Below are 23,984 nucleotides of genomic sequence, written 5' to 3'. Positions count from 1 at the left end.
TCACTTCTCCAATCGCACCGGTACTCTCACCTGCCGAAATACCGTTTCCAGCACCGATAAGATGGTCGCTCCCTCCATTCTCGCTTCGGACTGAAGAATAATGCGGTGTCCAAGCACATAAGGGGTCAGTTCTTTAATGTCGTCAGGGATGACATAATCTCTTCCTTGAATGAAAGCATATGCCTTGGCCGCATGGACCAGGGACAGAGTCGCTCTGGGGCTGGCCCCCAGGTATATGGCCGGCTGCTCTCTGGTCAGGCGGACCAGTTGGACAGCATATTGAGCGACAGCTTCGTCCATATGGATCTGACGAACCAGGTTCTGTAAACCGATAATTTGTTCGGTCGTAGCCACAGGCTGCAGATCCTCGAGCGGATGACTTCTGCTCTGTGCGGTAATCATCTGTAATTCCGTATCCTGGCTGGGATAGCCAAGGCTGAATTTCATCATGAAACGGTCCAGCTGCGCTTCAGGCAAATTATACGTGCCTTCGAAATCAATCGGATTCTGCGTAGCCAGCAGCAGGAATGGTCTCGGCAGCTCGTAGCATTCTCCGTCTACGGTCACATGCCTCTCTTCCATAGCCTCCAGCAGTGCCGACTGTGTCTTGGTCGTGGCGCGATTGATTTCGTCTATCAGCAGGATGTTGGTCATTACAGGGCCTGGACGAAATATGAAAGATTCTTCTTTCGGATGGAAAATAGATACGCCCGTAATATCGGTGGGAAGTAAATCGGGGTTGCATTGGATCCGGCGATATTGCCCTTGAATGGATCTTGCAAGCGCTTTAATCAGCACTGTCTTTCCGGTCCCCGGAACATCCTCGAGCAGTACATGGCCTTCGGCCAGCAGAGCGGTAAGCAACAGATTGATTTCTTTCTCTTTACCAAAAATGCAAGATTCCAGATTCGTTCGCAATTGCAGAATAAGCTGCATCTCTTCCTTCGGGATGCTCTCCATGGACACTCCTCCTTCTTGCTTCATTCCTGGACCGGCTTCATCTGCCTCTAAGGCAGTCTCCCTTTTATTGTACAAGATTTAACAGGCTAAGTATACTTCAAAAGACCCGACTTCCATATTAGATTAGCTTATCATAATCCCGGAACAGAATGGCGAGTCACCGGTCATACGGCAAGGTTATACGTTATCACCGTCCTTTCGGACAGGCGCGTTTACCGATGAAATATAAGAACAGGTATAAGATGAAACTTATACTTAATATTTCAAAAAAAGACCCTGCCCGGGCGATATTCGCCGGGAGGGTCCGCTCATAAATTTCCTATATTTACCATCTAGCCTCTTGGGCGGCAGACCAGAGCGGCCAAAAAGGAGAAGATGATCGCCGCCGATATTCCGGCACTGGTAACTTCAAAAATACCGGTAATAATACCGACCCAGCCGTTCGTTTCGATTTCCCTGATGGCGCCGTGAACGAGCGAGTTTCCGAAGCTTGTGATCGGAACGGTTGCACCGGCACCGGCGAATTTAATCAACGGCTCGTACAGGCCCAGCCCATCCAGAACGGCCCCGGCAACAACCAGCGTGCTCATCGTATGGGCCGGCGTCAGCTTGGCGACGTCAAGCAGCAGCTGACCCACCACGCAGATGGCGCCCCCCACTACAAATGCCCAAACATATTGCATAAACATCGCTATTCCCTCCTTCCGCTCTCAATAGCGACAGCGTGCGCGATGCATGGAATGCTTTCGCCTTGCTGGTAGGATAACGGCGATAACAACGCTCCAGTCGCAACGACAAGCATTCTGTTGATTTCGCCGTTGCGCATTTTTTTCATTAAATGGCCGTATGTGACGACGGCGGAGCAGCCGCAGCCGCTGCCTCCGGCCTGAACCGGCTGCTTGTCCAGATCATAGATCATCAGCCCGCAATCCATGAAGGTGGTCTGCTGCATAGGGATCCTGTGCTTCTCCAGCAGCTCGCTCGCGATGGCGTGACCTACCTTGGCCAAATCCCCGGTAACGATCAAATCATAATAGCCCGGTTCAATGCGGAAATCGCGAAAATGGGCCTGCAGCGTGTCCACTGCGGCAGGAGCCATGGCCGCCCCCATATTGAAGGGATCCTTGATGCCCATATCGACCACGCGTCCAATCGTTGCCCGGGTAATGATCGGCCCCTCCCCTTTAGCGGCAACGACGGCGGCTCCGGCACCGGTAATGGTATATTGAGCGGTTGGCGGCTTCTGCGACCCATATTCGGTCGGATAACGAAATTGCTTCTCCACCGTACAGTTATGGCTGCAGGTTCCCGCCAGGGCATAATTAGCGCCCCCCGTATTAACGATCATGGCGGCAAGGGCAAGGCTTTCCATCGAGGTGGAGCATGCCCCGAACACGCCTAAATAAGGGACGGACAAGGTTCGTGCGGCGAAGGAGTTGCTAATGATCTGATTCATCAGATCGCCGCCTACATAGAAATTGATTTTCTCTTTAGTCGTCTTTGCATTCTCGATCGCCAGCTTCGTGGCTTCCTCCATTAACTTGCGCTCCGCTTTCTCCCATGTTTTCTCCTGCAGCGTCATATCGCCGTGAACGATATCGAAATCGTCACCGAGAGGCCCGTTGCCCTCCTCCGGACCTACAACGGTAGCCGTCGATAGGATGACCGGCTTATTCTCGAAGGCCCAGCTCTGGTAGCCGCGCAAAATTCTCACTAGGATCCTCCTCCCGTCCCAAGGAACAACAGCCTTAGCAAGCCAATAACGAAGGCGGCCACGGTCCCGAATACGATGACCGATCCGGCCAGCTTGAACATATTTCCGCCTACTCCCAGCACAATTCCCTCGCTTCGATGCTCCAGGGCGGCAGAACACATCGAGTTGGCAAATCCGGTTACCGGTACGGCTGTTCCGGCTCCCGCCCACTGGGCTATTTTGTCATACACTCCCAGACAGGTTAGTACTACGGATATAAAAATCAAAACAGCCACGGTCGGGTTCCCCGCCTCTTCCTTGGGAAAACCGAAATAAATCTGGAACATGAACATAAGGGCCTGTCCTATAACACAGATTAACCCTCCCACCACAAAAGCAAGGACACAATTTCTCAGAATGGGGCGCGGCGGCTCTTTATGCTTAGCCAAAGCCTGATATTCCTGCATCGTCGGTGTAAATTTCTTTTTAGCTTTGACATTCATACCCAATAACCTCCCTGGACTCTAATCATTTCACCTAAAATGCTCTGCTTAAATTATTTGCCAAACCTTCTCTGCTTATGAATTTTGGTCAGGGTATGTTTTTGCCGCGGACAGCAAATATTAATGGAGGGTTTTTTAAACTATTGCAGGGAGGTGCAGCCTGTGACCGTATCTTCTCAAGTAAAAACTTGCGTCGCATCCTTAAAGAGCGCTCAAGCCAGTCTGGAGCAATTCGCTCTGAACACGCAAAATCAGGAAGCTAAAACATTATTTGAAAATGCTTCGAAAACAACCCAACAAGTGATTGATCAACTGGCGAACCGCGTTCAGCAGTTGGAGAATGAAGAACCTCAATACAAAGGATTTTAATGGCACGCAAACGAAAAACCGGCCCGCAGCAGGCCGGTTTTCGTTTGCGAGAGATTTTTATAAGAACACAACGAGCAGGATCACCAGCAAAATAAACAGGATAAGAATTAGAATCGTTTCCGCTTCCCGTTTCATGGACAGCTACCTCTGTCTTTCTCCCTGATGATAGGGGAAATGGTATTCCTCAGCATATTACAATATCGTATGCAGACGCTATTAGATCGTAAATGAGTCATACGCCTATTCTACGAAAAATGATATAATAGGAAGTATTGTGAAGGAGGAATGACATATGACTATACGGACCAAAGAACAGTTGAACGACTTCGTGAAAGAAACGGTAGCCCATTGTCCGGTCACCGACATTCATACCCATCTCTTTGCGGAATCCTTCGGCGATTTGCTGCTGTGGGGAATCGACGAGCTGCTTACATATCATTATTTAATTGCCGAGACCATGAGATTCCGTCCGGATTTGCCATATGAGCAATTCTGGAGCATGACCAAACAAGAGCAAGCCGACCTTATTTGGCAGACCCTATTTATCGAACATTCCCCTTATAGCGAAGCATGCCGCGGCGTCGTCACCGTATTAAACCGGCTCGGGTTTGACTTGTCCAAGCGGGATCTGAATGAATACCGCGCCTATTTCCGTTCGGTAACGGCGGAAGAGCATATCAACCGGATTATGGAATTGGCCAAAGTGAAGACCGTCGTCATGACGAACGATCCTTTCGATGACTACGAGCGGGCTCAATGGGATAGAGGCATCCGTCAGGATTCCCGCTTTCAGGCGGCTTTAAGAATCGATCCTCTGCTCAACCTGTGGGATACGAGCTGGAGCAAGCTGAAGGATCAGGGATATAACGTTACGGAAGACTTGAACGAGCAGACTCTGGCGGAAATCCGCCGTTTCCTCAAGGATTGGATCAAGCGGATGGATCCGTTGTATATGGCGGTCTCGCTCCCGTCCGATTTCGCTTATCCCGAGGCTTCGGTCCGGGGAACGATTATCGATGAGTGCATCATTCCCGTTACCCGCGAAGCAGGCATTCCTTTCGCCATGATGATAGGAGTGAAGCGCAAAGTCAATCCGGCCCTCAGAGACGCCGGTGACAGTGTGGGCAAGAGCGATATCGGGGCTGTGGAACGAATAGTCAGCCGATATCCGGACAATAAGTTTCTCGTTACTATGCTGTCCCGGGAGAATCAGCACGAGCTGGCGGTAACGGCCAGGAAGAACCGCAACCTGCTCGTATTCGGCTGCTGGTGGTTCCTGAACAACCCGAGCCTGATAGAAGAAATTACCCGCATGCGTCTGGAATTGCTGGGCGGCAGTGTTATTCCTCAGCATTCCGACTGCCGCATTCTGGATCAGCTTCTATACAAGTGGGATCATTCCCGAACCATCATCGCCAAGGTGCTGTACGATAAGTACGGGGACCTGTTCGACGCCGGCTGGCGGTTAGAAGAGGATGAAATCCGCAGGGACGTGGAGGATTTATTGGGTGGAATTTTCTGGAAATTCCTAGGCAGACCGGATCCGGCCCTTTCTTAATGCCAACATTATCATAAGAATAAGGCTCGCAATTCCCGCGGAGTTGTGGGCCTTTCCATTTTAGACGAAGAAGCCTTGCTTGCCTCATTCACCCGAGAAGCAGGATGATCGCACCGAAGCAAGCAAAGAAGCCGCCCCAAACCCTTCCCCACTTCCAATAACCCGCATTGGCCGTTATCCGCTCCGATTCCGGTCCAATCCACATAGCCACGGACTTGGGAAAGCAGGCGGACAGCAGCCCGAACAGGATGAAGAAAACTCCAAAGTATATCAACGTACTCCCCCTTTCGTTGTAAATTCCAGCGAATTCATTTTCCATTAGTATATACCTGTAAATAAAGGATTCAAACGCGCAAACTTCCGCCTCCCGAATTCTTTATTCTTATCCATGGAACCAGCCACAGCGAAAATGTAACGGAACTGGGAGACCTTACTTCGTCAAAATAGGAGTTTTTTTCGGACTAACGGAAACAGTTGCGCTTATTGCTTTGAATTCTCCTACTTTCGCGTGCATTTTTGGGTAATAAGGTCTTTGGGGTCCGTTAAAGTTACCGAAAGGCTCTTCTCGAGTAATTAAGGTCTCTGGGGTCCGTTAAAGTTACCGAAAGGCTCTTCTCGAGTAATTAAGGTCTCTGGGGGTCCGTTAAAACCAAACTGTTGCTCATATATTATTTTGCGAGGAGAGTCTTGTAAAAAAACACAAAATATGCAGCAGGGCGCTCCCGACGAGGAACACCCTGCTAATTTCCCTATTAACGGCTCTCTATGTTTTCAATTCGGAAGGTATGGGGCCCGCTCCAGCTAGTAAACGGGTAAAATTTCAACCCGGACTGCCCGCCTGCACCTATCGCAAAACCGGGATCGATTCCGTCGGTTTGGATCAAGGTTTGTCCATTCTGCCGCTGAAGCTCTTTAATTTTGTAGCCGTGAGCGGATTGATCCGGATGAGTAATGACGATATTGCTTCCTTTCATCGTATCCGGCACTTCCGTATCGACGAGGAAACCGTCCACAGGATGCCCGTCGGCCTGCCGCCATACCTCGCTCACCGATCCTGTTACAGGGCCGGAACCGGTCAATTGAGCCTCTCCTTTCCGCAGCAAAGTCCCGCCGATCAAGGTCATCTCTTCCACCTGGCCATTTTTCAAGCGAATGATTCCCATCTTTCCTTGCAAAGTCATATCCCCGATGACCAGCGAATCCTCGGAACGGGGCGAGCTTAATATGATGTCCTTATAATCTCCGTAGGAAATCTCCACCGCTACTGCCCCTTCGGCAGAGCTGTCCGGGGTCAGCCTTTCGACCGCTGAGATTCTAGCAGCCGCTCCGGATCCATAAGGCTCCATGACCGTAACAAAATGGCTGTTCAGCCGGTTACCTTCTCTTCTCAGCACCAGCTTCGGCATCCAGTGCTTCACCGCTTCACTGTTAATGTCTTGACTGGTTCCGTACAACCGGGTGGAGCGGAGCGAAGGCGATTGGCCGATAAACAACTCGTTGCTCCCGGGATCTGCACGGCCGATGATTTTCATATTCCCCCGGGCCTGACCGTTCTCGCTTGTCTTTAGAGTAATCTCAAACCGACCATCGGGCAGAGCGGCACGCTTGACATCCCGAACGTAAATATACCCGTAGTAATGCCCTTCGGCGCTTCCCGGATCATTCTCTCCTACCGGCTCAACGACCTCCGTCCCCGGCGGCAGCAAATAAGGTCCGTAATCGGCCAGCGCAAGGTCCGTGATCCATTGACCGTCCCGGTTCGCATCCCCCTGCAGTGTATATTCATGCCTGTTTCCGCCCGACACCCGGAAGATATCCAGAATGTATCCTCCGCCATCCGTCCCCGGGAAGCGGATCATCCAGGGCTCCCGGCTGTATTCGTCCGTCTGCGGATAGGCTGTTTCCTGATGCGCCCTCATCACCTGAATTCCCGCGGACGCCGGTGCGAAAACCTCTATATGGCCCCCATGAACGGCCTCCCCCGTCTTGCTCATATCTTTGCTGTCCACGACAACCGTGTTATGGGCCATCGTCGAGGTCGTCCACTGCCGGTACAAGGTATGCGTATAGCCGATATCCGGGAGCAGCTCCTGATTTTCTCCATAGAAGACGAGATTCAGCGGATCGTAATGGTTATGCCCGTATTTGGGCACGAAGGATAGATAAAGCTGGCTCGGATCCTCCTCCGGCTCCCCGCCGGTCTGTCCGTCTCTCGCTTGCTGCGCTTCTTCGTCCAGCAGGGCAAGCCGGACAACCCCCATTTTATAATTCGTGGAGAGTTCGTCCTTGCCGACATTCTCGAAGCTGATCCGATGAACGCCTTCCTCCAACCGCATCGTTCCAAGAGTCTCATAGTTTTGAACTCCGGATGTCTTGCTGTAGAAGTTATAATTGTCCGCCAGCATTTGCCCGTCTATTGCAATGTTATAGCGTCCGTAGCTGCCCGCTTTAAAAGGCTTCAAGTCAATCTCATAAGTATCGGTCGACGGAACCTCAAAGGAGAACACAATTCTCTCGCCCGGCGAATTCGCCTCCAATTGAATCGTTCCGCTGCTGCCGAAGTATTGATAATCTACCGTCTGTTCCTCCACCGTCATGTCGGGGAAGGGATAGATCAACCCAAATTCCGTCTCTCCCCTCTTACCAGTTCCCCGGGTCAAACGGGCGATTCCGGATGCCGGAAGCAGCAGGGAGCCGGAGTCAAGCTGCGGTGCGGGGGCCTTCTGATTAGCCCAGGTGTCCATAATCGGGAAGTACTTGCCGTCCGGATAAACCATCAGGTTGGGCAGCTCTTGAGCCTTGCCGAGCACCGGGAACCGGCTTCCCATATCCAGATTTTCCAACCGGCGGCCGGTTCTGGGCGAGAGATAGCCCGCCGGGTCGGTCCAGCCTTGAAGCGCACGAACCGTTTGGTCCAAGCCACCGGTAGATTGATTATGATAGGAGAAAGTCACTTCCTTGAAAAATCCGTCAAACAAATAAGTTTTCATGGAAAAATTCTCCACCAGCTCTACCGCTTCATGAATATAGCTCGGATCGTTGAGTGCTTTGCCCAGCTCGATCGTTCCCAGCCAGTTATTGTATTCCATATTATGGTTTAACACAGGATATGATCTGGTAAAATCGATGGACGGAAGGAACATCCCTTCCACAATTTTCTTCTCCACGTCTTCGCCGACCTCGCGGCTTAATTGTTCGAAGGCGTCCGTCCGGCTCACTTCCGCATACGCCTGAACAAGAGGCTTCAAGCTGTTCAGATCGGCCGTGTACCAGCGATACCAGACCCCGCCCCAATAAGCATAAGGAGGCCCGGAATCCGCATTCAGCGGATAGTTCTGCCACATGTAGTCATTGGTCGGCACATAGCCTTCATAGACCTGGGCAAAACGATATAAAAGCCGCGCCGCGCCCAGCGGGTCCTGCTTGGCCACCGCAGCGGTTTGCTGGACGGTGTAGTCCTTTTGCTTGTACCATAGATGGGCCGTAATAAAATACTTTTTGCCGTTCTCATCCTCATAATATGGATACTCGACGATCTCCCCTTTCCGGTTGCGAGCGGTCATTACTTTATCTTCTTTATATCGGTCGTTGGGATAGGTGAGATCGCTATGTGCGGAAGTCATCTGGTGCGGATGCTCCGGGTCCCAGTTATATAAAGTGTAGGGTCTCAGCTCGGGATGATCCGGCAGCCCTGTGAAAATAAAACCGGTTTTGTCCGGAATCAGCTCCAACAGCGTCTGTACCTGCTCGGAAGGAGCCGACCAAGGGACGGGAATTTTCGGGGAACCTTCCGCCTTCCTCAGAGCAGCATACTGACGGTCTCCTGCATCGATCAAATCCTTCCGGTCAAATACGATGAAGGCCGTGACTTCTCCTGCCTTTCCCTGCTTCACCTTCAATTCCAGGCCGTACAGCCCTTCCTCCTTCGCTTCCGGATGGCTGAAGGCGATACTCCACCTCTCCCCGTTCTGTTCAACCTGCACACGGTCAAGCTCCGACCACTCTCCCGACGGAGTCCCCCATCGCAAGGTTACTTCGGTATTTTGACTTACATGAATATCGTTTCGTTTGAAGGAAAATCGCTTGTCGGTATAACCCTCGTAAGTAAACTCGGTTTGTTCCGGAATCCAGACGGATTTCTCCCACTTGGGCCCCTTCTTCAACGAATCGGTTGCAGGTGCGGGCAGGAAGTACAGGCGGCCGAAGCGGCCGTGATCCGCAACATTGCCGACGAAAGTAATCGTTGCGGCGCCTGTGTCCGCAAAATACGAGTTGCGCATCTGTACCCATGAACTCATCGGTTTGGTATTGATTTTGTGCACAAAGACGGCATTGAAGCCCCATGGCGTCTCCGGTTGAACCGGACCTGTGCCTAGAGAAGCGAACGGAATCGAAATTTCTGCGGTAAACACTCCGTCCGTCATTTGCTGGCGAACGGTCGCTCCCGATACCGATACGGCCCCTTCTCCCCATTGAGTCCGATATGGTAAATTCAGCGTTCCGTTCTTCACATTGACGATATAATAGGCTTCGCCATCACCCGGGGGCTTGATCATCAGGTCTACCTGGGCCAGGGACGGCTCCTCCTCCCTCCCGGTTTGAATGGCCGCATACAGATGGGTATCATCATAGGTTACTTTGACAACCGTGTCCGGTTCGGCGGGACGGTTATCGTAAACCGTAACAAAATTGCTTAGCTCGGCGGCATTCGCCCAAGCCGGGTCCGAGAGACTGCCGTCCATGACGGGCGGCTGGGCACTCCATGGAATATAAGCCTGCTTGTCCGTATAATGGCGTATCGTTTCCGAGGCGAGCGTTTGCCCGTGCTTCTTCGCTTCGTCCGGCCGGGCTTCCGCCCATCCGACTATGCTTGTCTGAACGATCAGAAAGATCAATCCGATGAGAGACCATTTTTTTAACATCCGCCAGCTCTCCTTTTTCCAAATTGATTTGAGGCAGATATGCAGGCGTTTCAATAGCTGTCTTTTGATTAATAAAGCGTTTTCATAAATGAAGAAAAAAGCTTAAGTTTCCCTCCTTTCTGCAAGATATTTTGTGCCTAGACATAACCGGCAGCATAACTCTCGGTCAAACCCATAGTTGTTACTAACTTGTATTCTATATTCCCCTCAAAATTCCTCTTATGTATGAAAAAGAAAATTTCGGAACCCCCGGATTGGGAGAACCCATCCGTCAGATCCCACTTTTTTCCCGACCGTACAGGCACGGTTGGGCGTTTGCCCACATACAATGTAATATTCGTCGAACAAACGCCAAGGAGGTAGGCTTGTTTCGCTAACGCTCAGGAGGTGACAGATGTGCCGGGCCTATTTACGGCTATTGCTTTATTCATCAAGGAACTGATGCTTCTCGTCTCTTATGTCAAAAACAACGCTTTCCCCCAACCGCTCACCGAAGAGGAAGAAATGAGGCATCTGAAACAAATGGCTCAGGGCGACCAGCATTCCCGCAACATGCTTATCGAACACAACCTGCGTTTGGTCGCTCACATCGTCAAAAAATTTGATAACACCGGCGAAGATCTGGAGGATTTGATCTCCATTGGTACGATCGGCCTGATTAAAGCTATCGAGAGCTTCTCCCCGGACAAAGGGACGAAACTGGCCACCTTTGCCGCCCGTTGTATTGAAAACGAGATCCTGATGCATCTAAGATCGCTCAAGAAGACGAGAAAAGACGTATCGTTGCACGATCCGATAGGCACGGACAAGGAAGGCAACGAAATTACCCTGATCGATATTCTCGGGACAGAGGCGGATGAGGTGGCGGAACGGGTTCAGCTCAAAATTGAAAAAAGCAAAATATACGATCATCTGGATATTCTGGATGACCGGGAGCAGGAAGTGATTAAAGGGCGTTTTGGCCTGGAGCTGGGCGGCGACGAGAGAACTCAGCGGGAAATTGCCAAGGAATTGGGTATCTCCCGTTCTTATGTTTCCAGAATTGAAAAGCGGGCTTTAATGAAGCTCTATCATGAATTTTATAAAAAGAAATGATTGTGCGGCCGTTCTATTTCCCGACCGGGAGATAGAACGGCTTTTTCTAGCATTGGGGAGGTAGAGTCCGGCTGTCACAAAGCCTGCAGAAATACATCTTTTTGAGTTTACATTTCAGTTATTGGGTCAAAGCCTGCGATAGTGCATCTTTTTCTTCTTGAAGTAGGCGATTCAGCCATTTGGAAAGAAAATTCCTGTATTTTCGCAGGCTTTTCTTTCGAACCCCTCCGTTCGCTTCATAATTGATGTATTATCGCAGGAATTTACTCCACGGCAATCGGAATCTCAGCGAGCCTGGCCATTTTACAAAAATAACTGGTCAAGCCCCGTATTGTTAGGTATAATGTCAAACTGTGAACATCGGCCCCGGCTTTTCTGAGAGTGGAAAGCCAACAAAACTATACGCAGATATCTAGGAGGTTTGCTCGCACTAACATGAATGCACAACTGAAAAAATCCTGGTTTTCCAACACGCGCATGGACATCCTGTCGGGAATGACGGTCGCTCTGGCTTTGATTCCGGAGGCGATCGCATTCTCCATCATTGCAGGAGTGGACCCGATGGTCGGGCTGTACGCTTCTTTCTGTATTGCTCTCGTTATTTCCTTCGCGGGGGGAAGGCCCGGAATGATTTCCGCCGCTACCGGAGCCATGGCGCTGTTAATGGTTACGCTCGTCAAGGATCATGGGCTGGAGTATTTATTTGCGGCGACGATATTGACCGGTATTTTGCAATTCGTGATGGGATTGCTGAAGCTGGGCCGCTTTATTACCTTCGTCCCTCATTCGGTGATGACGGGCTTCGTGAATGCGCTCGCGATTCTCATTTTTGCGGCTCAACTGCCCCATTTTGTCGGACAGGGCTGGGTAATGTACGCGTTGGTTGGCCTCACTCTGGCCATTATCTATCTTTTGCCGAAATGGACGAAAGCCGTCCCTTCTGCCCTGGCTGCCATCCTTATAGTTTCTTTCCTGTCGATCGGACTTGGCTTGAAGGTTAATACCGTAGGGGATATGGGGACGATTACCAATTCGTTGCCGGTCTTCCACATTCCTCAAGTTTTGTTGAGCTGGGAGACTCTGCTTATCATCTTTCCCTATTCATTCTCCCTGGCATTGGTAGGAATACTGGAATCGCTCTTGACAGCGACAATCGTGGATGAAATGACGGATACGGCAAGTGATAAAAATAAAGAGATAAGAGGGCAAGGGCTGGCCAATATAGTGACCGGCTTCTTCGGAGGAATGGCGGGATGCGCCATGATCGGGCAATCGGTTATCAATGTGAAATCCGGCGGCCGCACCCGCCTGTCCACCTTCGTTGCGGGAGCCTTCCTCCTGTTTCTGATTATTGTACTCGGCAACGTCGTTCAGCAAATCCCGATGGCCGCTTTGGTCGGCGTCATGATAATGGTCTCCGTCGGAACCTTCAATTGGAGCTCGCTTCGTAATCTTAATAAAATTCCCAAGAGCGACTCGTTCATAATGATCGTTACTGTCGCTATTGTAGTGGCTACCCACGACCTGTCCAAAGGCGTGTTGGCCGGAGTGCTGCTCAGCGCGCTGGTCTTTGCCTGGAAAATGGCCAAGATCCGGATTCAGGCGACGGTTCAAGCGGACGGGAGCAAAGTATACAAGGTAACCGGCCAGATGTTCTTCGGCACCACATCCGACTTCTTGAAGCAGTTTCAATATCAGGAAGACCCGGGCCACATCGTGATCGATTTCTCCGGCTCGCATGTCTGGGATCATTCGGCCGTGACAGCTATCGCCAAAGTTGTGGCGAAGTACCGGCAGCTGGACAAGAAGGTTAGCATTACCGGCCTTAACAACGAAAGCAGCCGATTGGTGGACACGGTCGGACTCGAGCTGTCGGCCGGACATTAAATAAAATAACCCCACAAATGCGGGGAGCCCCGGAACTTATAATATCTGTACTATCCAAGGATAAACGGCTATCGCCGTCCTTTGGACAGGCGCGTTTACCGATGAAATATAAGAACAGGTATAAGGTGAAACTTAGACGCTTATATTAGAAAAAAGCCCGCCCTCCGATAAGGAGAGCGGGCTTAGTCTATTCACGGGACATTCGCGGAATGTTGTTGCAGCGAACAGATTCCGTTGACTGCCTTAACGGGTCGCTGCCCCCAGCATAGCCCAATCACGATCTGTAAAATTCCCCATGTGCCACAGCGACACACCCTGCAGCCCGTAATATTTGGCCAGCCATATTTTCGCCCCTATGCTGTCCGTATCCTCGTACCACAGCTCATGACTGCCGCGATCATCGGAATACAGCAGTTGCTTAACATAATAAGGATTGGCCAGCTTCGCCTGGATGCCCGGCTGCTTCAGCCGTTCCTCTACCAGCTCGACGGCGGGCGAGTAGTATTCTGTCCCCGCAGAAGTGCTTACCCATTGATTCGCCTGCTTGGAAATGCCGAGAATCAGCTTCTCGGCCGGAATCGACAGCAGCGCCTGGCGGACCGTATCATTCACCAACGGCAATGGAGCGGAAGGAAGCCTTTGGCTCCGGTCCGTATAGTCGTAGGCCATCAGCACGACCGCATCGGAAATTCGGCCGATTTCCGCCAGGTCATAGCCGGAATAGTAGTAGGTCGGCGGGACGGCCACCTTCAAGGAATAGGAGCCCAGCTTATCCTTCAGTCCTTGGATAAAACGGACGAACGGCTCCCGGCTTTCTTCGCCCTTCAGCCCTTCGAAATCGATAAGCAATCCGGTAAATCCGTATTGGGGATCACTCAGCACGTTCAATGCCGATTCATAGAAGGCTTCCACTGCCCGCTCGTCCTGAAGGAACTTCGCCAACATGGGGCCATCGTTATAGAAGACCATCAAATCCTTGGAAATTCGATGACTTCCGGCGGTATCCAACGCTTCCTTCCACCCTTCCGGTATCCGGTATTCCGTCTCGGCTGTATTCAGAGACGCGGAGCCTTCCCCGGGATATTCGAGGTGGGACCAGCCGAATACCGCATGATCCACCATCGCCAGCTTGTCCATATTGGAATAGGAGCGAATCGCATAGAAACCGGTCACCGATACAGGCTGTCCGGATTGCAAGCGATCCGTCAGCCGGTGAATGATCGCCGCCGCCTCCTTCCTCGTCAATTCGTCGCCGGGGCGAAAGCCTGTCTCGTCACCTTCCATGATCCCCCTATTCATTGCATAGTAGGCATAGGGCGCCGTATCCGGACGGAATTGCGCCTGATCGGCAAATCCTCTGGCGGCCTGCTCATGGAGCCAGCCCGATTCCAGCCAGGCCTTCCGCTCCTGTTCATCGAGGCCGGCCAGCAGCGATCGTCCCGCCGCGGCCGCCACCTCTTCCCGGGTAATGGCTCGCTCGGGGTGAAATTGCCCGTTCTCAACCATATGATCCAGCCAGCCCAATGAATAAGCGGCCTGAATATATGGATAAGACCACCGGTCCCCGGTTACATCCGTTAACGTTAATGACGACTCCGCTGGGGCACCCAGCTTGTGAGCCGATGTCAACAGCTTAATGAAAGCTTCGCGGGTCAGCTGCTCATCCGGCCGGAAGCTGCCGTCGGAATAGCCTTCTATCACCCCCAAGGACGAAAGCAAGTAAACGGAGGCTTCGGACCAATCTCCTTCCTGCAAATCGTTAAATGGCTTTAAAGCCGCTACATCATAAGCATAGACGTTCACTGTTCCGACGCTCATCAAGAGCACGACAAAAGCGATTATTTTTATCCACTTTCCCATTCGTTTGATCTCCTCCCCCAAATATAAAACGCGGCATAGGGAGGAAAGTTGCACCCGGGGAAAGAGGATTGGCTGCGGACGCAAACGGCTGAATGCTTTTCATGCCCATCTGACGAGCTTAACCTTTATTGAAAATGGAAAAACCGCCGATGTCGGCGGTTTGCGTATGATGACGAATCCAGAAAAATAGCGGAACAGCAAAAAAACTCTGAAATAATGCACGCCATGAGTTTGCGAATCCGCTGACGTTGCCGGCAGGCTAAATTCAGCTATCCGGCGAATCGTCCACCCATTGGGGAAGAAGCTGCCCGATCGAATCGTGAAATACATAATCCGCCGTTCCGTCAAAAGGAGTGGGCGACCGGTTGATAATAATGAAGCGGTCCCCATTGAAATACCGAATCAAACCCGCAGCGGGGTATACCGTCAAGGAGGTTCCTCCCACAATCAGCACATCGGCGCCGGCGATGGCTTCGATGGACGCTGTCAGCACCTTCTCATCCAGCGGTTCCTCATAGAGAACAACGTCCGGCTTCAGCTTTCCCCGGCAAATCGCGCATTTGGGTACGTTCTCTGCACTGTTCAGAACATAATCCAGGTCGTAGCTCTCATGGCAGTTCAAGCAAATATTCCGGTGAATGGAGCCGTGAAGCTCCAGGACATTGCGGCTGCCGGCCGCCTGATGCAGACCGTCGATATTTTGAGTGATGACGGCGGACAGACGCCCCTCCTGCTCCAGCTTGGCCAAGGCCAGGTTCGCCGCATTAGGTTTGGCATCGGGATATATCATTTTCTTCCTGTAGAAGCGGTAGAAATCTTCCGGATGCTTCATAAAAAAACGGCGGCTAAGAATTTCTTCCGGAGGAACCTCCGTTCCCTCCGAAGTGGAGTACAAGCCCCCTTCCGAGCGGAAATCCGGGATTCCGCTCTCCGTTGACGTCCCCGCTCCTCCGAAGAAAACAATGGAGCGGCTTCGCCGAAGAAGCTGCCGCAGTTCCAGCAAATGTTCCATCCTCATCCCTGCTTTCCTCTGTACGTACAAGAATTGCGATTATACCGTATGGACCGGTGTGCCGGCAAGAAAGGCGGCCACGTTGGCCGCCGCAGTTTCCAGCAGCCTGCTCCTGGCCTCCTGTGTCGCCCAGGCGATATGGGGAGTCAAGATGCAGTTGGCCGCTTTCGTTAGCGGATGATCGCTTCCAGGCGGCTCCTGGGACAGAACGTCAACCGCCGCCCCGGCAATCCGGCCTTCGTTCAGCGCATCGGCCAAATCCTGCTCGCGCACCAGCTTCCCTCGGGAGGTGTTGATCAGGAAGGCGGAGGGCTTCATCCGGTCCAGCGTCTTCCGCTGAATGATTTCTTCCGTCTCCGGGGTAAGCGGACAATGCAGGCTGACCACATCGGAAAGACGAAGCAGTTCGTCTAGTTCCACAATCCGCACGTTATCCTCCGTTGTTCCGACGGGAAGGCTGCGCTTGGTCGCGATCACTTCCATGCCGAAGGCTTGCGCGAGCTTCGCCGTCTGCTTTCCGATGGTGCCGAGCCCGATAATCCCCATCGTCTTGCCGCTTAATTCGATCAACGGGGTGAGCGAATAGCTGAAATCCCGGCTGGCCGCCCAATCACCCGCCTTCACCGAATCGCTATGCCGGCCGGCATGATGACACAGCTCCAGCAGTAGGGCCATCGTAAGCTGAGCTACGGAACGGCTGCTGTAATCCGGCACATTCGTAACGATGACGCCTCGTTCCGCTGCAGCCTTCACATCGATGATATCATACCCGGTAGCCAGCACTCCGATATATTTCAGCTTGGGCAATTGCTCCAGAGTTGCGGCCCGCAAGGGTGTCTTGTTCGTCAGCACAATTTCCGCATCCCGCGCCCTCTCCACAATCTGCTCCGGGCCCGTCCGTTCGTAGATCGTCAACCGGCCCAGCCGCTGCAGCGGCTCCCAACTGAGATCGCCGGGATTCAATGTATAACCGTCCAGAACAACTATGTTCATGAACCTCTCCCCCTTTTTCCGAAAATTGGCTATCCTGCTTCCTACTAGTATACGACAATAAGCCTCTATTCTTCAAAAGGCAGAAAGCCGGCGCTTCAGGGAAAACCAGACTGGACTTTGGTCGGAGGTGAAATCTCGGCGCGAGGCCGGTTCGTTCTACCCGCATCATCCGATATACTGGAAAACAAATCCAACCATAACAGGATGGTCACAAGCTTTGACGAAACAGTAATGGTTGGCATCAGCGCGCTGCTGTTCTTATCACTATGCTGTGTGAACTAACAGATCGGGCCGGTAGGCGAGAAGAACGGGCAAGGACAGCGCCCGGCCAGCGGCATTAGGCAGGACTTGCGCCAACTGCGACCGGTCAAGCTATTTTTCCTTGGGGAGTGTTAACAATGAAACATCGCTATTATCTTTGGCTGCGCGAGTACGACAATCGGCTGTTTCTCTGGTGCAACCATTCGCTCAGCCATCCTGTGCTCGACCGCCTACTAAAGGGGCTCACCCATTTGGGAAGCGCGGCATTCACCATCCTGTTTTCCCTTTCGATTATCCTTTTCTCGGTAGAGCCTTGGCAAAGAACCGGCTGGCTGAGCCTGATCGCCTTAGCCGCCAGCCATCTGCTGGCAGTGCTCATCAAAAAAACGTTCCAGCGCAACCGGCCCTATGATGTCCTGCAGCAGGCGAAGCTCTTCATCCATCCGCTCAAGGATTATTCGTTTCCCTCCGGGCACACGACGGCCGCTTTCTCCACTTTCATTCCGTTCTTGTTCGCCGATCCCGGGCTCGCCCGGATATTGCTGCCGCTGGCCTTCATCGTCGGCCTGTCGCGTATTTGCCTGGGCGTTCATTATCCTTCCGACGTGCTGGCCGGCGGTTTGGTCGGCACGATAACCGCCATCCTGGTTGTACTGGTCGCCGGGGCCGCGTAAGCAGCAAATTTTAGAGAACACGAAAGCGAGGAAATGGATATGCAAGCCGGTTCAAAAATCAAACAAGTGGTCCAGCATTGTTGGATGGGCTGGGAGCGGGTATTCGAGGCGTTCAGCCGCTTACGCTCCAAATATGCCGGAGAATTCGGCATCTGTAAAATGTTCGTAATCAAGTACCAAGGGAAGTGCATTCAGTGCGAGGACGGCACATGGATACATTCCGGCGATTGGATCGGCGAACTGCATTTGGATAATCGGAAAATCCTTCATATGCTGCAGTCCAACGAAGCGAACCGCGTGGCGCTGATGATCGCCCGCCTTACACGCGGCGCCATGCGGCAAATTTGCGCAGAAATGCAAAGAAACCCGCAGCTGAGCCAGGTCAAGGCGCTGCAGGGCATAACTTTGCTGCATCGAGGCATTACGCACGGGTTGGGCTTTGAGACTCACCACGTGGAGCAGGGCTTCTTCCGCAAGTTTACTACCTCCTATTTGCGTTTGCTGTTGACGGTCTTCCATCCGAATAACCGCCGGCGCATCGTCCCCCATACGGAGAAGCTTGTTCCGATGAGGCTAGTGATGACCCGCTCTTCGCTGATCCGCCGGTTCGGGGTGGAGTCATCGGCTATTTAGCCCGGCGCGGGTGATCCGTCCGGCGATATTTCCGCTCGATTCGGCTTTTTCCCTGGCCCTGCCCTGTCCTGTTAACCTGGAACTAACGTTTTCCGCTTCTGCTGAATAGGATAATAAGACTCGTGGGTTCGAGCCGGTTAATCTAGAAAGGAAGGGAGAGTTTGGATGAGCGGGAATAAACTTCGAATAGCCGCCTTTGGCGACCTGTTAGTCAGAGGAAACATGATAACGACGGCCAAGCTGCCCGATACGGACCGGTATTCCTTCGAGCCGCTGCTGGAGCCGATCGCGCCTATATTGCGGGATGCCGATTTATCGATAGGCAATCTGGAAGTGACATTGGCGGGCAGGGAAAGCAGCTATATGAGGAGAAATCCGAAGACCCGGTATCCCGAATTCAACTGTCCGGACGAATTCGCGGCAGCGCTGGCCCACAGCGGAGTCGACGTATTAACGACCGCCAATAATCATTGCATGGATCGGGGGGAGGTCGGATTGGTCCGCACCCTCCGCATCTTGAACAAGCACCGTATCGCTCATACCGGAACCTATGCGTCCAAAGCGGGAGCGTCTAAGCCTCTGATCCTGGAACGCAATGGAATCCGCATCGGCATCCTGTCATACACAAGAGGAACCAATTCGCTGCCGGTCCCGAAGCCGTGGATGGTTAACCGAATTCACCTGCCCTCGATGTTACGGGATCTGAAGAATCTCGTTCGGGTCACCGATCTTCCGATTGTCTGTATTCACGCCGGACCCGAGTACAGCCACAAGCCGACCGGCGAACAGCGGCGGTTGGTTAGGATGCTTCTCCAGCATGGAGCCCGCCTTGTTCTCGGCTCCCACCCCCATGTTGTACAGCCGGCGTATTTTCCTTCACCCGGACATTTTGCCGTCTATTCCATGGGAAGTCTGTTAAGCACCCGCTTGAAAAAAAATCCGTCCACCCTGGCCGGAGTGATTCTGCAAATCGAAATCGAGAAAGCACCTAACCGGAGGGTGCGCATCTCCGATGTGCATGCAGTGCCTACCTGGGTCCGCTCTCCGGAGCAGACGAAGAGCGGAACCTATCAGGTCGTTCCCATTCAGGCCGCCCTTGAACGGCCCGAGGAGATAACCGACGGGGAGGAAAGAGCATTGATGCAGCGGCTTTATCAGCAGACGCTGGACGTCCTGAACTTGAAGCGCCGTTCCCCCGCATCGGCTGTTCAGGCTTAAATAACAAAATCGAGAACCCATTCCGCCTCATAACGGTTAGCTTTCTGCAGCGGCGGCGAATACAAATGGAAAGTGATGAGCGGCTTGTTGGACGGGTTGCGCATGGCGTGAACCTGCCCCGGCCCGGCGTAGAAACATTCCCCGGCATTCAGCCTGTATTCGTAAAGAAACTCCGCCTTGCCGCGGTCATTAGGTTTATAGATCGTATTTACCATCGTCCCCTGCACGATATAAGCGCAGCCTACCGATTTGCCGTGATCGTGGATAAAGGTAGACTGGAGGGGCGGCAGGTAAATGACGATCGCTTCCACTTGATCGGTCCGGTGGATGACGTTCCGTCCGTAGGGCAAATCCTTCGGTTCGGTTACGTGCGGACCGATCTGAAGCGGGGTGCATTTCAATTCGCGAATAGCCGCTCTAAGCTCTTCCTCCTTGCCGGAGGATATCCCGTTGATCACTCTCTTTACTTCTTCCAGCCAGTTCATGTTGTCCTCCTTATAAGCATTGTTCCTGTTTCCTATAAGAAATCTTTATAAAAAAACTATAGATCCTGAGGGACTATAGCCCTGCTTCAATGTATGGAAAAAAGAACAGGAGGGTTCCAACAAAGCCGGCAAAAAAAAGAAAAGGACAAGGAGCATTAGCCTCCGTTGCCCGTCGTTAAGCGGTCGCTCATTGGGATGGAAAGCACGACGGTCGTCCCTACCTCTTCCTGGCTGTCAATGGACAGCCGCGCTTCGCTGCCGTAATACAGCTTGATACGGGAGACCACATTTCTTAAGCCGAACAGATCTTCAACCGGTTCCGCGGAATGTGCGCTGGAGACGACCGAGGCGGCCGCAGCAAGCTCCTGCCGAATATACCGCAGCTTCTCTGCGCTTATTCCGACTCCGTTATCCTGCACGGTAAGCTGCAAATGATCGTCCTCTAACCGGCTTACGATCCGGAGATGGCCTCCGCTTTGCTTCTTCTCCAGCCCGTGCAGTATCGCATTCTCCACGAGCGGCTGCAGCAGCAGCTTAAGAATATATAAGTGCTTGCTGTCCTCCGATATTTCATACTCCACTGTAAACTGGTCGAGGAAGCGAAGCTGCTGCACCCGGATGTAATAATTCAGGTGACCCATTGTTTCCTCAACGGTGAACGTATCCTTCCCCTTGTTCAGACTGAGCCGGAAAAAACGGGAAAGATTCAGCACCATTTCGCTAATTTCGCTTGCCTCGTAATTTTTGGCCGTCCAATAGATCGTGTCCAAAGTGTTATACAGAAAATGCGGATTAATTTGCGACTGCAAAAATTTCAGTTCCGTTCGGGACAAGCGAAGCTGCTGCTCATAGTGATTTTCTATCAGATGCTTCTGATCCTCAATCATTTTATTGAATGTGTTGGTTACATATCCGAACTCGTCCTTGCGGTTATTGTCGCTGAGCCTGACGTCGAGGTTGCCGAATCTCAACTGCCTGAGCCCATATGCCAGATTAGACAGGGGCGAGGAAATCCCGCTGAACACAATCCAGGAGATCCAGAGGGCCAGAATAACGCTCAGCCCGATGATCAAATAAGTGAACATTTGCAGCTGCCGGGTCTTCCCGTTCAGTTCAACCTCCGGCTGCATGAGCTGGAGCGACCAATTCGAATAGCGGGACTTGGCACGAATGATGAACATATTCTCTTCGTGCTTCTCCATGCTCTTCATAACCATCTCCTCGCTCACCGGATCCCAATAAGGGAAGAAACGGCTATGCCCGGTGCCGGCTACCAGCTTGTTATCATTGGAGAACAAGTAGATATGGGCATTCTCGGACGGTTGAATCGAAGAGGTCAGCTTGAGCAGCGTATCTCTCTTGATCGCCAGAATCAGTATGTTCGGCTGCCGGTCATGATTGTATAAATCCATCGTCCGCAATAAATAGATTTGATCGGTCTCGAACGTACCGTTAAGCAGATCCTCGTTCCCGTCGGCTTCCGGGATGTACAACAGCCTGGCCCCGTTGGCTTCGACCGTCTTGGCGATGACGGGATGCCGTTCCGCACCGGGAATTCGCTTTCCGCCGGAGTCCGTAGTGATCATCATTTCGGAAGGCAGATGAATGATGGATATTTTAGACAAAATATGATTGATGGACATCACATTTGTAATTTCCCGCATCAGAAGGGAAAAGTCGACAATGGACTGCGGCGTCAGCTGCGATTCCGCCTCTTCGAGAAGACGGATCAGGTTGCGGTCCGTTGCCAGAAGAGTGGACAGCTCATCCACATTCTGCAGGGTCAAATCGATATATTCCACTGCGGCCTGAAGCGCCCCGCGTGTTCTTTCCCCGGTCTCCTCCTCCAATATCTGTTGAGATTTGCCGTTGGCAAACAAGCTGATGATCACGAGGGGAAGGAGGATGAGAAGAAAATAGCATGTCAGCCTCACCTGAATGCGTCCGGTAAAGTAATTATAGATTCCTCTCAGCAGCCTTCTCATAGATGCGCGTTCCTCCTACTTGTTCTTGTACCACTCATTCACTTCCTGCGTGATTTCATTGCCGCCTTCCAGCTTCCACTTCTCTACAAAATCATCGAACGCGTCCAGCGGAACCGTACCAACGACGATTTTGGTAAAGGTTTCGTCCATAAGCTGCTGCAGCTTGGCATTGTATTTGCCCATTGCCGGCGTAGGGGCTGCATCGAACTCGTTTTTGATCAAATTGGCATGGATTTGCTCTATATTGTCCCACAGGCGAAAATGCTCTCCCAGCGAGTCAAGCCGGTCCTTGCTCACAGACAGCTCCACCGTATCGCACAGCGCACCGTAAATGCCGCGGTATTGCTGCTTGTTATGCTCCTCGAAATTGGAAATCATCTTCCCGTCCTTCTTCGTCCAGACTTCGTTCTCAAAGCCGAGCTTTAGCGTTTTGTGCCCTTCCCCGGCGATAAAATTGAGAAAAGCGACGACCCCTTCCGGGTTGCTGCTTGCAGCCGGAATCACGTTATAGGAACGGACAATGGAAGTGGTGTAGGTTCCTCTGTGCCCGTCCCGGCCAGTCGGATACTCCAGCGGAATCCATTCTGCGGTCGGATCGAGCTTGCGGTTTTGTTCAATCGGACCTCTCGTATCAAACCAAGCCGCGGAGAACAGTCCCACCTTGCCCGATATTATCTTCTCCTCCAGTGTCTTGGTCTTGTTCAAAGGGAACTCCTGGTCCAGAAGCTTCTCCCGATATAATTCAGCCAGGAAAGCGAGCGCTTCCTTCGTTTCCGGCAAAATTCCCGAGTAGATCAGTTCTCCGTTACGTTCATACCAAGCATTCTTCTGAGTTCCGAACGCGCCGAAGAAAGGAGCGGTTCTCCCCAGATTTTCAGTAATGGATAAGCCGACAGCGCCGGAAAGACTGCCGTCCGGGTTGTTCCCGGCAAAGGCTCTCATAACCTCCACGTATTCATCCAGCGTCCTGGGAGGCTTAAGGCCATGCTTATCCAGCCAGTCCTTGCGGACATACATGATCTCCGTTCCTTTCACCTCATTCAGGCTGGGAATCGCATAGATTTTCCCGTCGAAGGTGACCTGATCCCAGGCTTCCTGGGGAATGAGCCGTTTCAAATCGGCTCCATATTTATCGATGTAATCATCCAGCGGCATCAAAGCATTCTTCTTGACATAGTTGGACAGAAATCCGGGATTGCTCGTATTGAGCATATCGGGCAAATCCCCCGATGCCATGATCACATTGAGCATCTCCTGATAAGCATCCACCGGCGGCAATATCACCTCAACATCCAGATTGGTGCTCTGCTCGATATAGTCGAGATACGGATTGTTGTTTTCATTTAGTCCATTCGGAAAAGTGAGCCCCATGCTGCTGATTACTATGCGAATTTTGGATGGCAGAGGACTTCCGTCCTTATCCCTCCTTCCTTCCTTGCCTGTCGGCAGTAAAGAGCAAGAGACGGAGGCCATCAATATCCAACCGGCAGCGGAAACCAGTATTATCAAGCGGCTTAGTCTACTTACGGAGCGGTTCTTCATACTTATACCCCTTGTTATCATGTTTGCCGAGAATACCGGAAGGATGGAAGTGTACCGTTATTGTACCTGTATGCGCTTCCATAAAATAGTGGATTCCGGTTACTTTGTGTAGTACTCTCATGACTTTCACTTTGAACGATTCGAGGAAATCCGTCAAGAAGGAAATTGCGTTCGCTGCTTTAAAAATTGTACAGGCGCAAAATGTTAATCCGGTCTGGTCTCCCGACTATCAAAAAAAGGGCGAGGCCCTTAAGGAGCTGGTCGAGTAGGCGGGGCCTTTCCTTCGAGGATTGTGCCCCTTACCCCTCACAGATCCGTACGTGCGCAATTAACG

20 protein-coding genes are annotated in these 23,984 nt (G+C 52.0%); 8 read left to right on the top strand and 12 right to left on the bottom strand.

Features of this window, described 5'->3' with window-relative positions:
- From FS806_RS17760 to spoVAC, 4 genes are all read right to left on the bottom strand, one after another.
- The gene (locus tag FS806_RS17760) at positions 1 to 960 is read right to left on the bottom strand and encodes an AAA family ATPase (RefSeq protein WP_144939310.1); all 960 of its coding nucleotides are present in this window, start codon (positions 958 to 960) and stop codon (positions 1 to 3) included.
- A gap of 332 nt (positions 961 to 1,292) precedes the next feature.
- Positions 1,293 to 1,643 (bottom strand): stage V sporulation protein AE, encoded by a 351-nt coding sequence (gene spoVAE / locus FS806_RS17755; RefSeq protein ID WP_144939339.1) that lies wholly within the window; start codon positions 1,641 to 1,643, stop codon positions 1,293 to 1,295.
- Between the two features lie 8 nt (positions 1,644 to 1,651).
- Positions 1,652 to 2,668, bottom strand: a complete 1,017-nt coding sequence (gene spoVAD / locus FS806_RS17750) for a stage V sporulation protein AD (protein ID WP_144939337.1) — start codon at positions 2,666 to 2,668, stop codon at positions 1,652 to 1,654.
- A gap of 5 nt (positions 2,669 to 2,673) precedes the next feature.
- Positions 2,674 to 3,156 (bottom strand): stage V sporulation protein AC, encoded by a 483-nt coding sequence (gene spoVAC / locus FS806_RS17745; RefSeq protein WP_144939308.1) that lies wholly within the window; start codon positions 3,154 to 3,156, stop codon positions 2,674 to 2,676.
- Between the two features lie 162 nt (positions 3,157 to 3,318).
- Here spoVAC and FS806_RS17740 point away from each other — a divergent pair, with 162 nt between their 5' ends.
- Both FS806_RS17740 and FS806_RS17735 read left to right on the top strand, forming a co-directional pair.
- Positions 3,319 to 3,525 carry a DUF1657 domain-containing protein gene (locus tag FS806_RS17740; RefSeq protein ID WP_144939306.1) on the top strand — a complete coding sequence of 69 codons (207 nt, stop codon included), beginning with the start codon at positions 3,319 to 3,321 and terminating at the stop codon, positions 3,523 to 3,525.
- 292 nt (positions 3,526 to 3,817) lie between these two features.
- Positions 3,818 to 5,083 carry a glucuronate isomerase gene (locus tag FS806_RS17735; RefSeq protein ID WP_144939304.1) on the top strand — a complete coding sequence of 422 codons (1,266 nt, stop codon included), beginning with the start codon at positions 3,818 to 3,820 and terminating at the stop codon, positions 5,081 to 5,083.
- An 88-nt stretch (positions 5,084 to 5,171) separates the two neighbouring features.
- Here the strand turns inward: FS806_RS17735 and FS806_RS17730 are convergent, their stop codons facing one another.
- Entirely contained in the window at positions 5,172 to 5,357 is a 186-nt protein-coding gene (locus FS806_RS17730; protein ID WP_144939302.1) for a hypothetical protein, read from the bottom strand.
- A 478-nt stretch (positions 5,358 to 5,835) separates the two neighbouring features.
- Positions 5,836 to 10,005 carry a heparinase II/III domain-containing protein gene (locus FS806_RS17725; protein WP_144939300.1) on the bottom strand — a complete coding sequence of 1,390 codons (4,170 nt, stop codon included), beginning with the start codon at positions 10,003 to 10,005 and terminating at the stop codon, positions 5,836 to 5,838.
- Between the two features lie 396 nt (positions 10,006 to 10,401).
- On the opposite strand from FS806_RS17725, the gene sigK reads away from it, so the two are divergent.
- Both sigK and FS806_RS17715 read left to right on the top strand, forming a co-directional pair.
- Complete coding sequence (sigK, locus tag FS806_RS17720) at positions 10,402 to 11,100, top strand: RNA polymerase sporulation sigma factor SigK (protein ID WP_144939298.1); 699 nt, start codon at positions 10,402 to 10,404, stop codon at positions 11,098 to 11,100.
- A gap of 435 nt (positions 11,101 to 11,535) precedes the next feature.
- Positions 11,536 to 12,987: a SulP family inorganic anion transporter gene (locus tag FS806_RS17715; RefSeq protein ID WP_144939296.1), complete on the top strand. Its 1,452-nt coding sequence runs from the start codon at positions 11,536 to 11,538 to the stop codon at positions 12,985 to 12,987.
- Between the two features lie 243 nt (positions 12,988 to 13,230).
- On the opposite strand, the gene FS806_RS17710 is transcribed toward FS806_RS17715, so the two are convergent.
- From FS806_RS17710 to FS806_RS17700, 3 genes are all read right to left on the bottom strand, one after another.
- On the bottom strand, positions 13,231 to 14,847 hold the full coding sequence (locus FS806_RS17710) for an S-layer homology domain-containing protein (protein WP_144939294.1): 1,617 nt from the start codon (positions 14,845 to 14,847) through the stop codon (positions 13,231 to 13,233).
- Between the two features lie 265 nt (positions 14,848 to 15,112).
- Entirely contained in the window at positions 15,113 to 15,859 is a 747-nt protein-coding gene (locus FS806_RS17705) for an NAD-dependent protein deacylase (RefSeq protein ID WP_144939292.1), read from the bottom strand.
- Between the two features lie 39 nt (positions 15,860 to 15,898).
- Positions 15,899 to 16,852 carry a D-2-hydroxyacid dehydrogenase gene (locus tag FS806_RS17700; RefSeq protein WP_144939290.1) on the bottom strand — a complete coding sequence of 318 codons (954 nt, stop codon included), beginning with the start codon at positions 16,850 to 16,852 and terminating at the stop codon, positions 15,899 to 15,901.
- A gap of 398 nt (positions 16,853 to 17,250) precedes the next feature.
- On the opposite strand from FS806_RS17700, the gene FS806_RS17695 reads away from it, so the two are divergent.
- From FS806_RS17695 to FS806_RS17685, 3 genes are all read left to right on the top strand, one after another.
- A complete protein-coding gene (locus tag FS806_RS17695; protein WP_144939288.1) occupies positions 17,251 to 17,787 on the top strand; it encodes a phosphatase PAP2 family protein in 537 nt (178 codons plus the stop codon).
- Positions 17,788 to 17,820: 33 nt separating this feature from the next.
- Positions 17,821 to 18,420 carry a YkoP family protein gene (locus FS806_RS17690; protein ID WP_260982153.1) on the top strand — a complete coding sequence of 200 codons (600 nt, stop codon included), beginning with the start codon at positions 17,821 to 17,823 and terminating at the stop codon, positions 18,418 to 18,420.
- A 165-nt stretch (positions 18,421 to 18,585) separates the two neighbouring features.
- Complete coding sequence (locus tag FS806_RS17685; RefSeq protein WP_144939284.1) at positions 18,586 to 19,638, top strand: CapA family protein; 1,053 nt, start codon at positions 18,586 to 18,588, stop codon at positions 19,636 to 19,638.
- On the opposite strand, the gene FS806_RS17680 is transcribed toward FS806_RS17685, so the two are convergent.
- The 3 genes from FS806_RS17680 to FS806_RS17670 form a co-directional block, all read right to left on the bottom strand.
- On the bottom strand, positions 19,635 to 20,123 hold the full coding sequence (locus FS806_RS17680) for a cysteine dioxygenase (protein ID WP_144939282.1): 489 nt from the start codon (positions 20,121 to 20,123) through the stop codon (positions 19,635 to 19,637). The two genes, FS806_RS17685 and FS806_RS17680, sit on opposite strands and share 4 nt — an antisense overlap.
- A 155-nt stretch (positions 20,124 to 20,278) precedes the next feature.
- A complete protein-coding gene (locus FS806_RS17675) occupies positions 20,279 to 22,108 on the bottom strand; it encodes a cache domain-containing sensor histidine kinase (RefSeq protein WP_144939280.1) in 1,830 nt (609 codons plus the stop codon).
- 15 nt (positions 22,109 to 22,123) lie between these two features.
- Positions 22,124 to 23,650 carry an extracellular solute-binding protein gene (locus tag FS806_RS17670; protein WP_144939278.1) on the bottom strand — a complete coding sequence of 509 codons (1,527 nt, stop codon included), beginning with the start codon at positions 23,648 to 23,650 and terminating at the stop codon, positions 22,124 to 22,126.
- Positions 23,651 to 23,769: 119 nt separating this feature from the next.
- Between FS806_RS17670 and FS806_RS26275 the strand changes: the two genes are divergently transcribed.
- Complete coding sequence (locus tag FS806_RS26275) at positions 23,770 to 23,919, top strand: hypothetical protein (RefSeq protein WP_222126704.1); 150 nt, start codon at positions 23,770 to 23,772, stop codon at positions 23,917 to 23,919.
- Positions 23,920 to 23,984: the final 65 nt, after the last annotated feature.

The sequence above is a fragment of the Paenibacillus sp. 32O-W genome, from assembly GCF_007679495.1.
In the GTDB taxonomy this organism is placed as follows: Bacteria; Bacillota; Bacilli; order Paenibacillales; family NBRC-103111; genus Paenibacillus_L; species Paenibacillus_L residui.
This window is presented reverse-complemented; position numbering and strand designations above follow the sequence as displayed.

Bases quoted from the DNA above. Each gene is read 5' to 3' on its own strand.
- FS806_RS17760 (WP_144939310.1), bottom strand. From the start codon at position 960: ATGGAGAGCATCCCGAAGGAAGAGATGCAGCTTATTCTGCAATTGCGA.
- spoVAE (WP_144939339.1), bottom strand. From the start codon at position 1,643: ATGCAATATGTTTGGGCATTTGTAGTGGGGGGCGCCATCTGCGTGGTG.
- spoVAC (WP_144939308.1), bottom strand. From the start codon at position 3,156: ATGAATGTCAAAGCTAAAAAGAAATTTACACCGACGATGCAGGAATAT.
- FS806_RS17735 (WP_144939304.1), top strand. From the start codon at position 3,818: ATGACTATACGGACCAAAGAACAGTTGAACGACTTCGTGAAAGAAACG.
- FS806_RS17725 (WP_144939300.1), bottom strand. From the start codon at position 10,005: ATGTTAAAAAAATGGTCTCTCATCGGATTGATCTTTCTGATCGTTCAG.
- FS806_RS17715 (WP_144939296.1), top strand. From the start codon at position 11,536: ATGAATGCACAACTGAAAAAATCCTGGTTTTCCAACACGCGCATGGAC.
- FS806_RS17710 (WP_144939294.1), bottom strand. From the start codon at position 14,847: ATGGGAAAGTGGATAAAAATAATCGCTTTTGTCGTGCTCTTGATGAGC.
- FS806_RS17705 (WP_144939292.1), bottom strand. From the start codon at position 15,859: ATGGAACATTTGCTGGAACTGCGGCAGCTTCTTCGGCGAAGCCGCTCC.
- FS806_RS17700 (WP_144939290.1), bottom strand. From the start codon at position 16,852: ATGAACATAGTTGTTCTGGACGGTTATACATTGAATCCCGGCGATCTC.
- FS806_RS17695 (WP_144939288.1), top strand. From the start codon at position 17,251: ATGAAACATCGCTATTATCTTTGGCTGCGCGAGTACGACAATCGGCTG.
- FS806_RS17690 (WP_260982153.1), top strand. From the start codon at position 17,821: ATGGATATGCAAGCCGGTTCAAAAATCAAACAAGTGGTCCAGCATTGT.
- FS806_RS17685 (WP_144939284.1), top strand. From the start codon at position 18,586: ATGAGCGGGAATAAACTTCGAATAGCCGCCTTTGGCGACCTGTTAGTC.
- FS806_RS17680 (WP_144939282.1), bottom strand. From the start codon at position 20,123: ATGAACTGGCTGGAAGAAGTAAAGAGAGTGATCAACGGGATATCCTCC.
- FS806_RS17675 (WP_144939280.1), bottom strand. From the start codon at position 22,108: ATGAGAAGGCTGCTGAGAGGAATCTATAATTACTTTACCGGACGCATT.
- FS806_RS17670 (WP_144939278.1), bottom strand. From the start codon at position 23,650: ATGAAGAACCGCTCCGTAAGTAGACTAAGCCGCTTGATAATACTGGTT.
- FS806_RS26275 (WP_222126704.1), top strand. From the start codon at position 23,770: ATGACTTTCACTTTGAACGATTCGAGGAAATCCGTCAAGAAGGAAATT.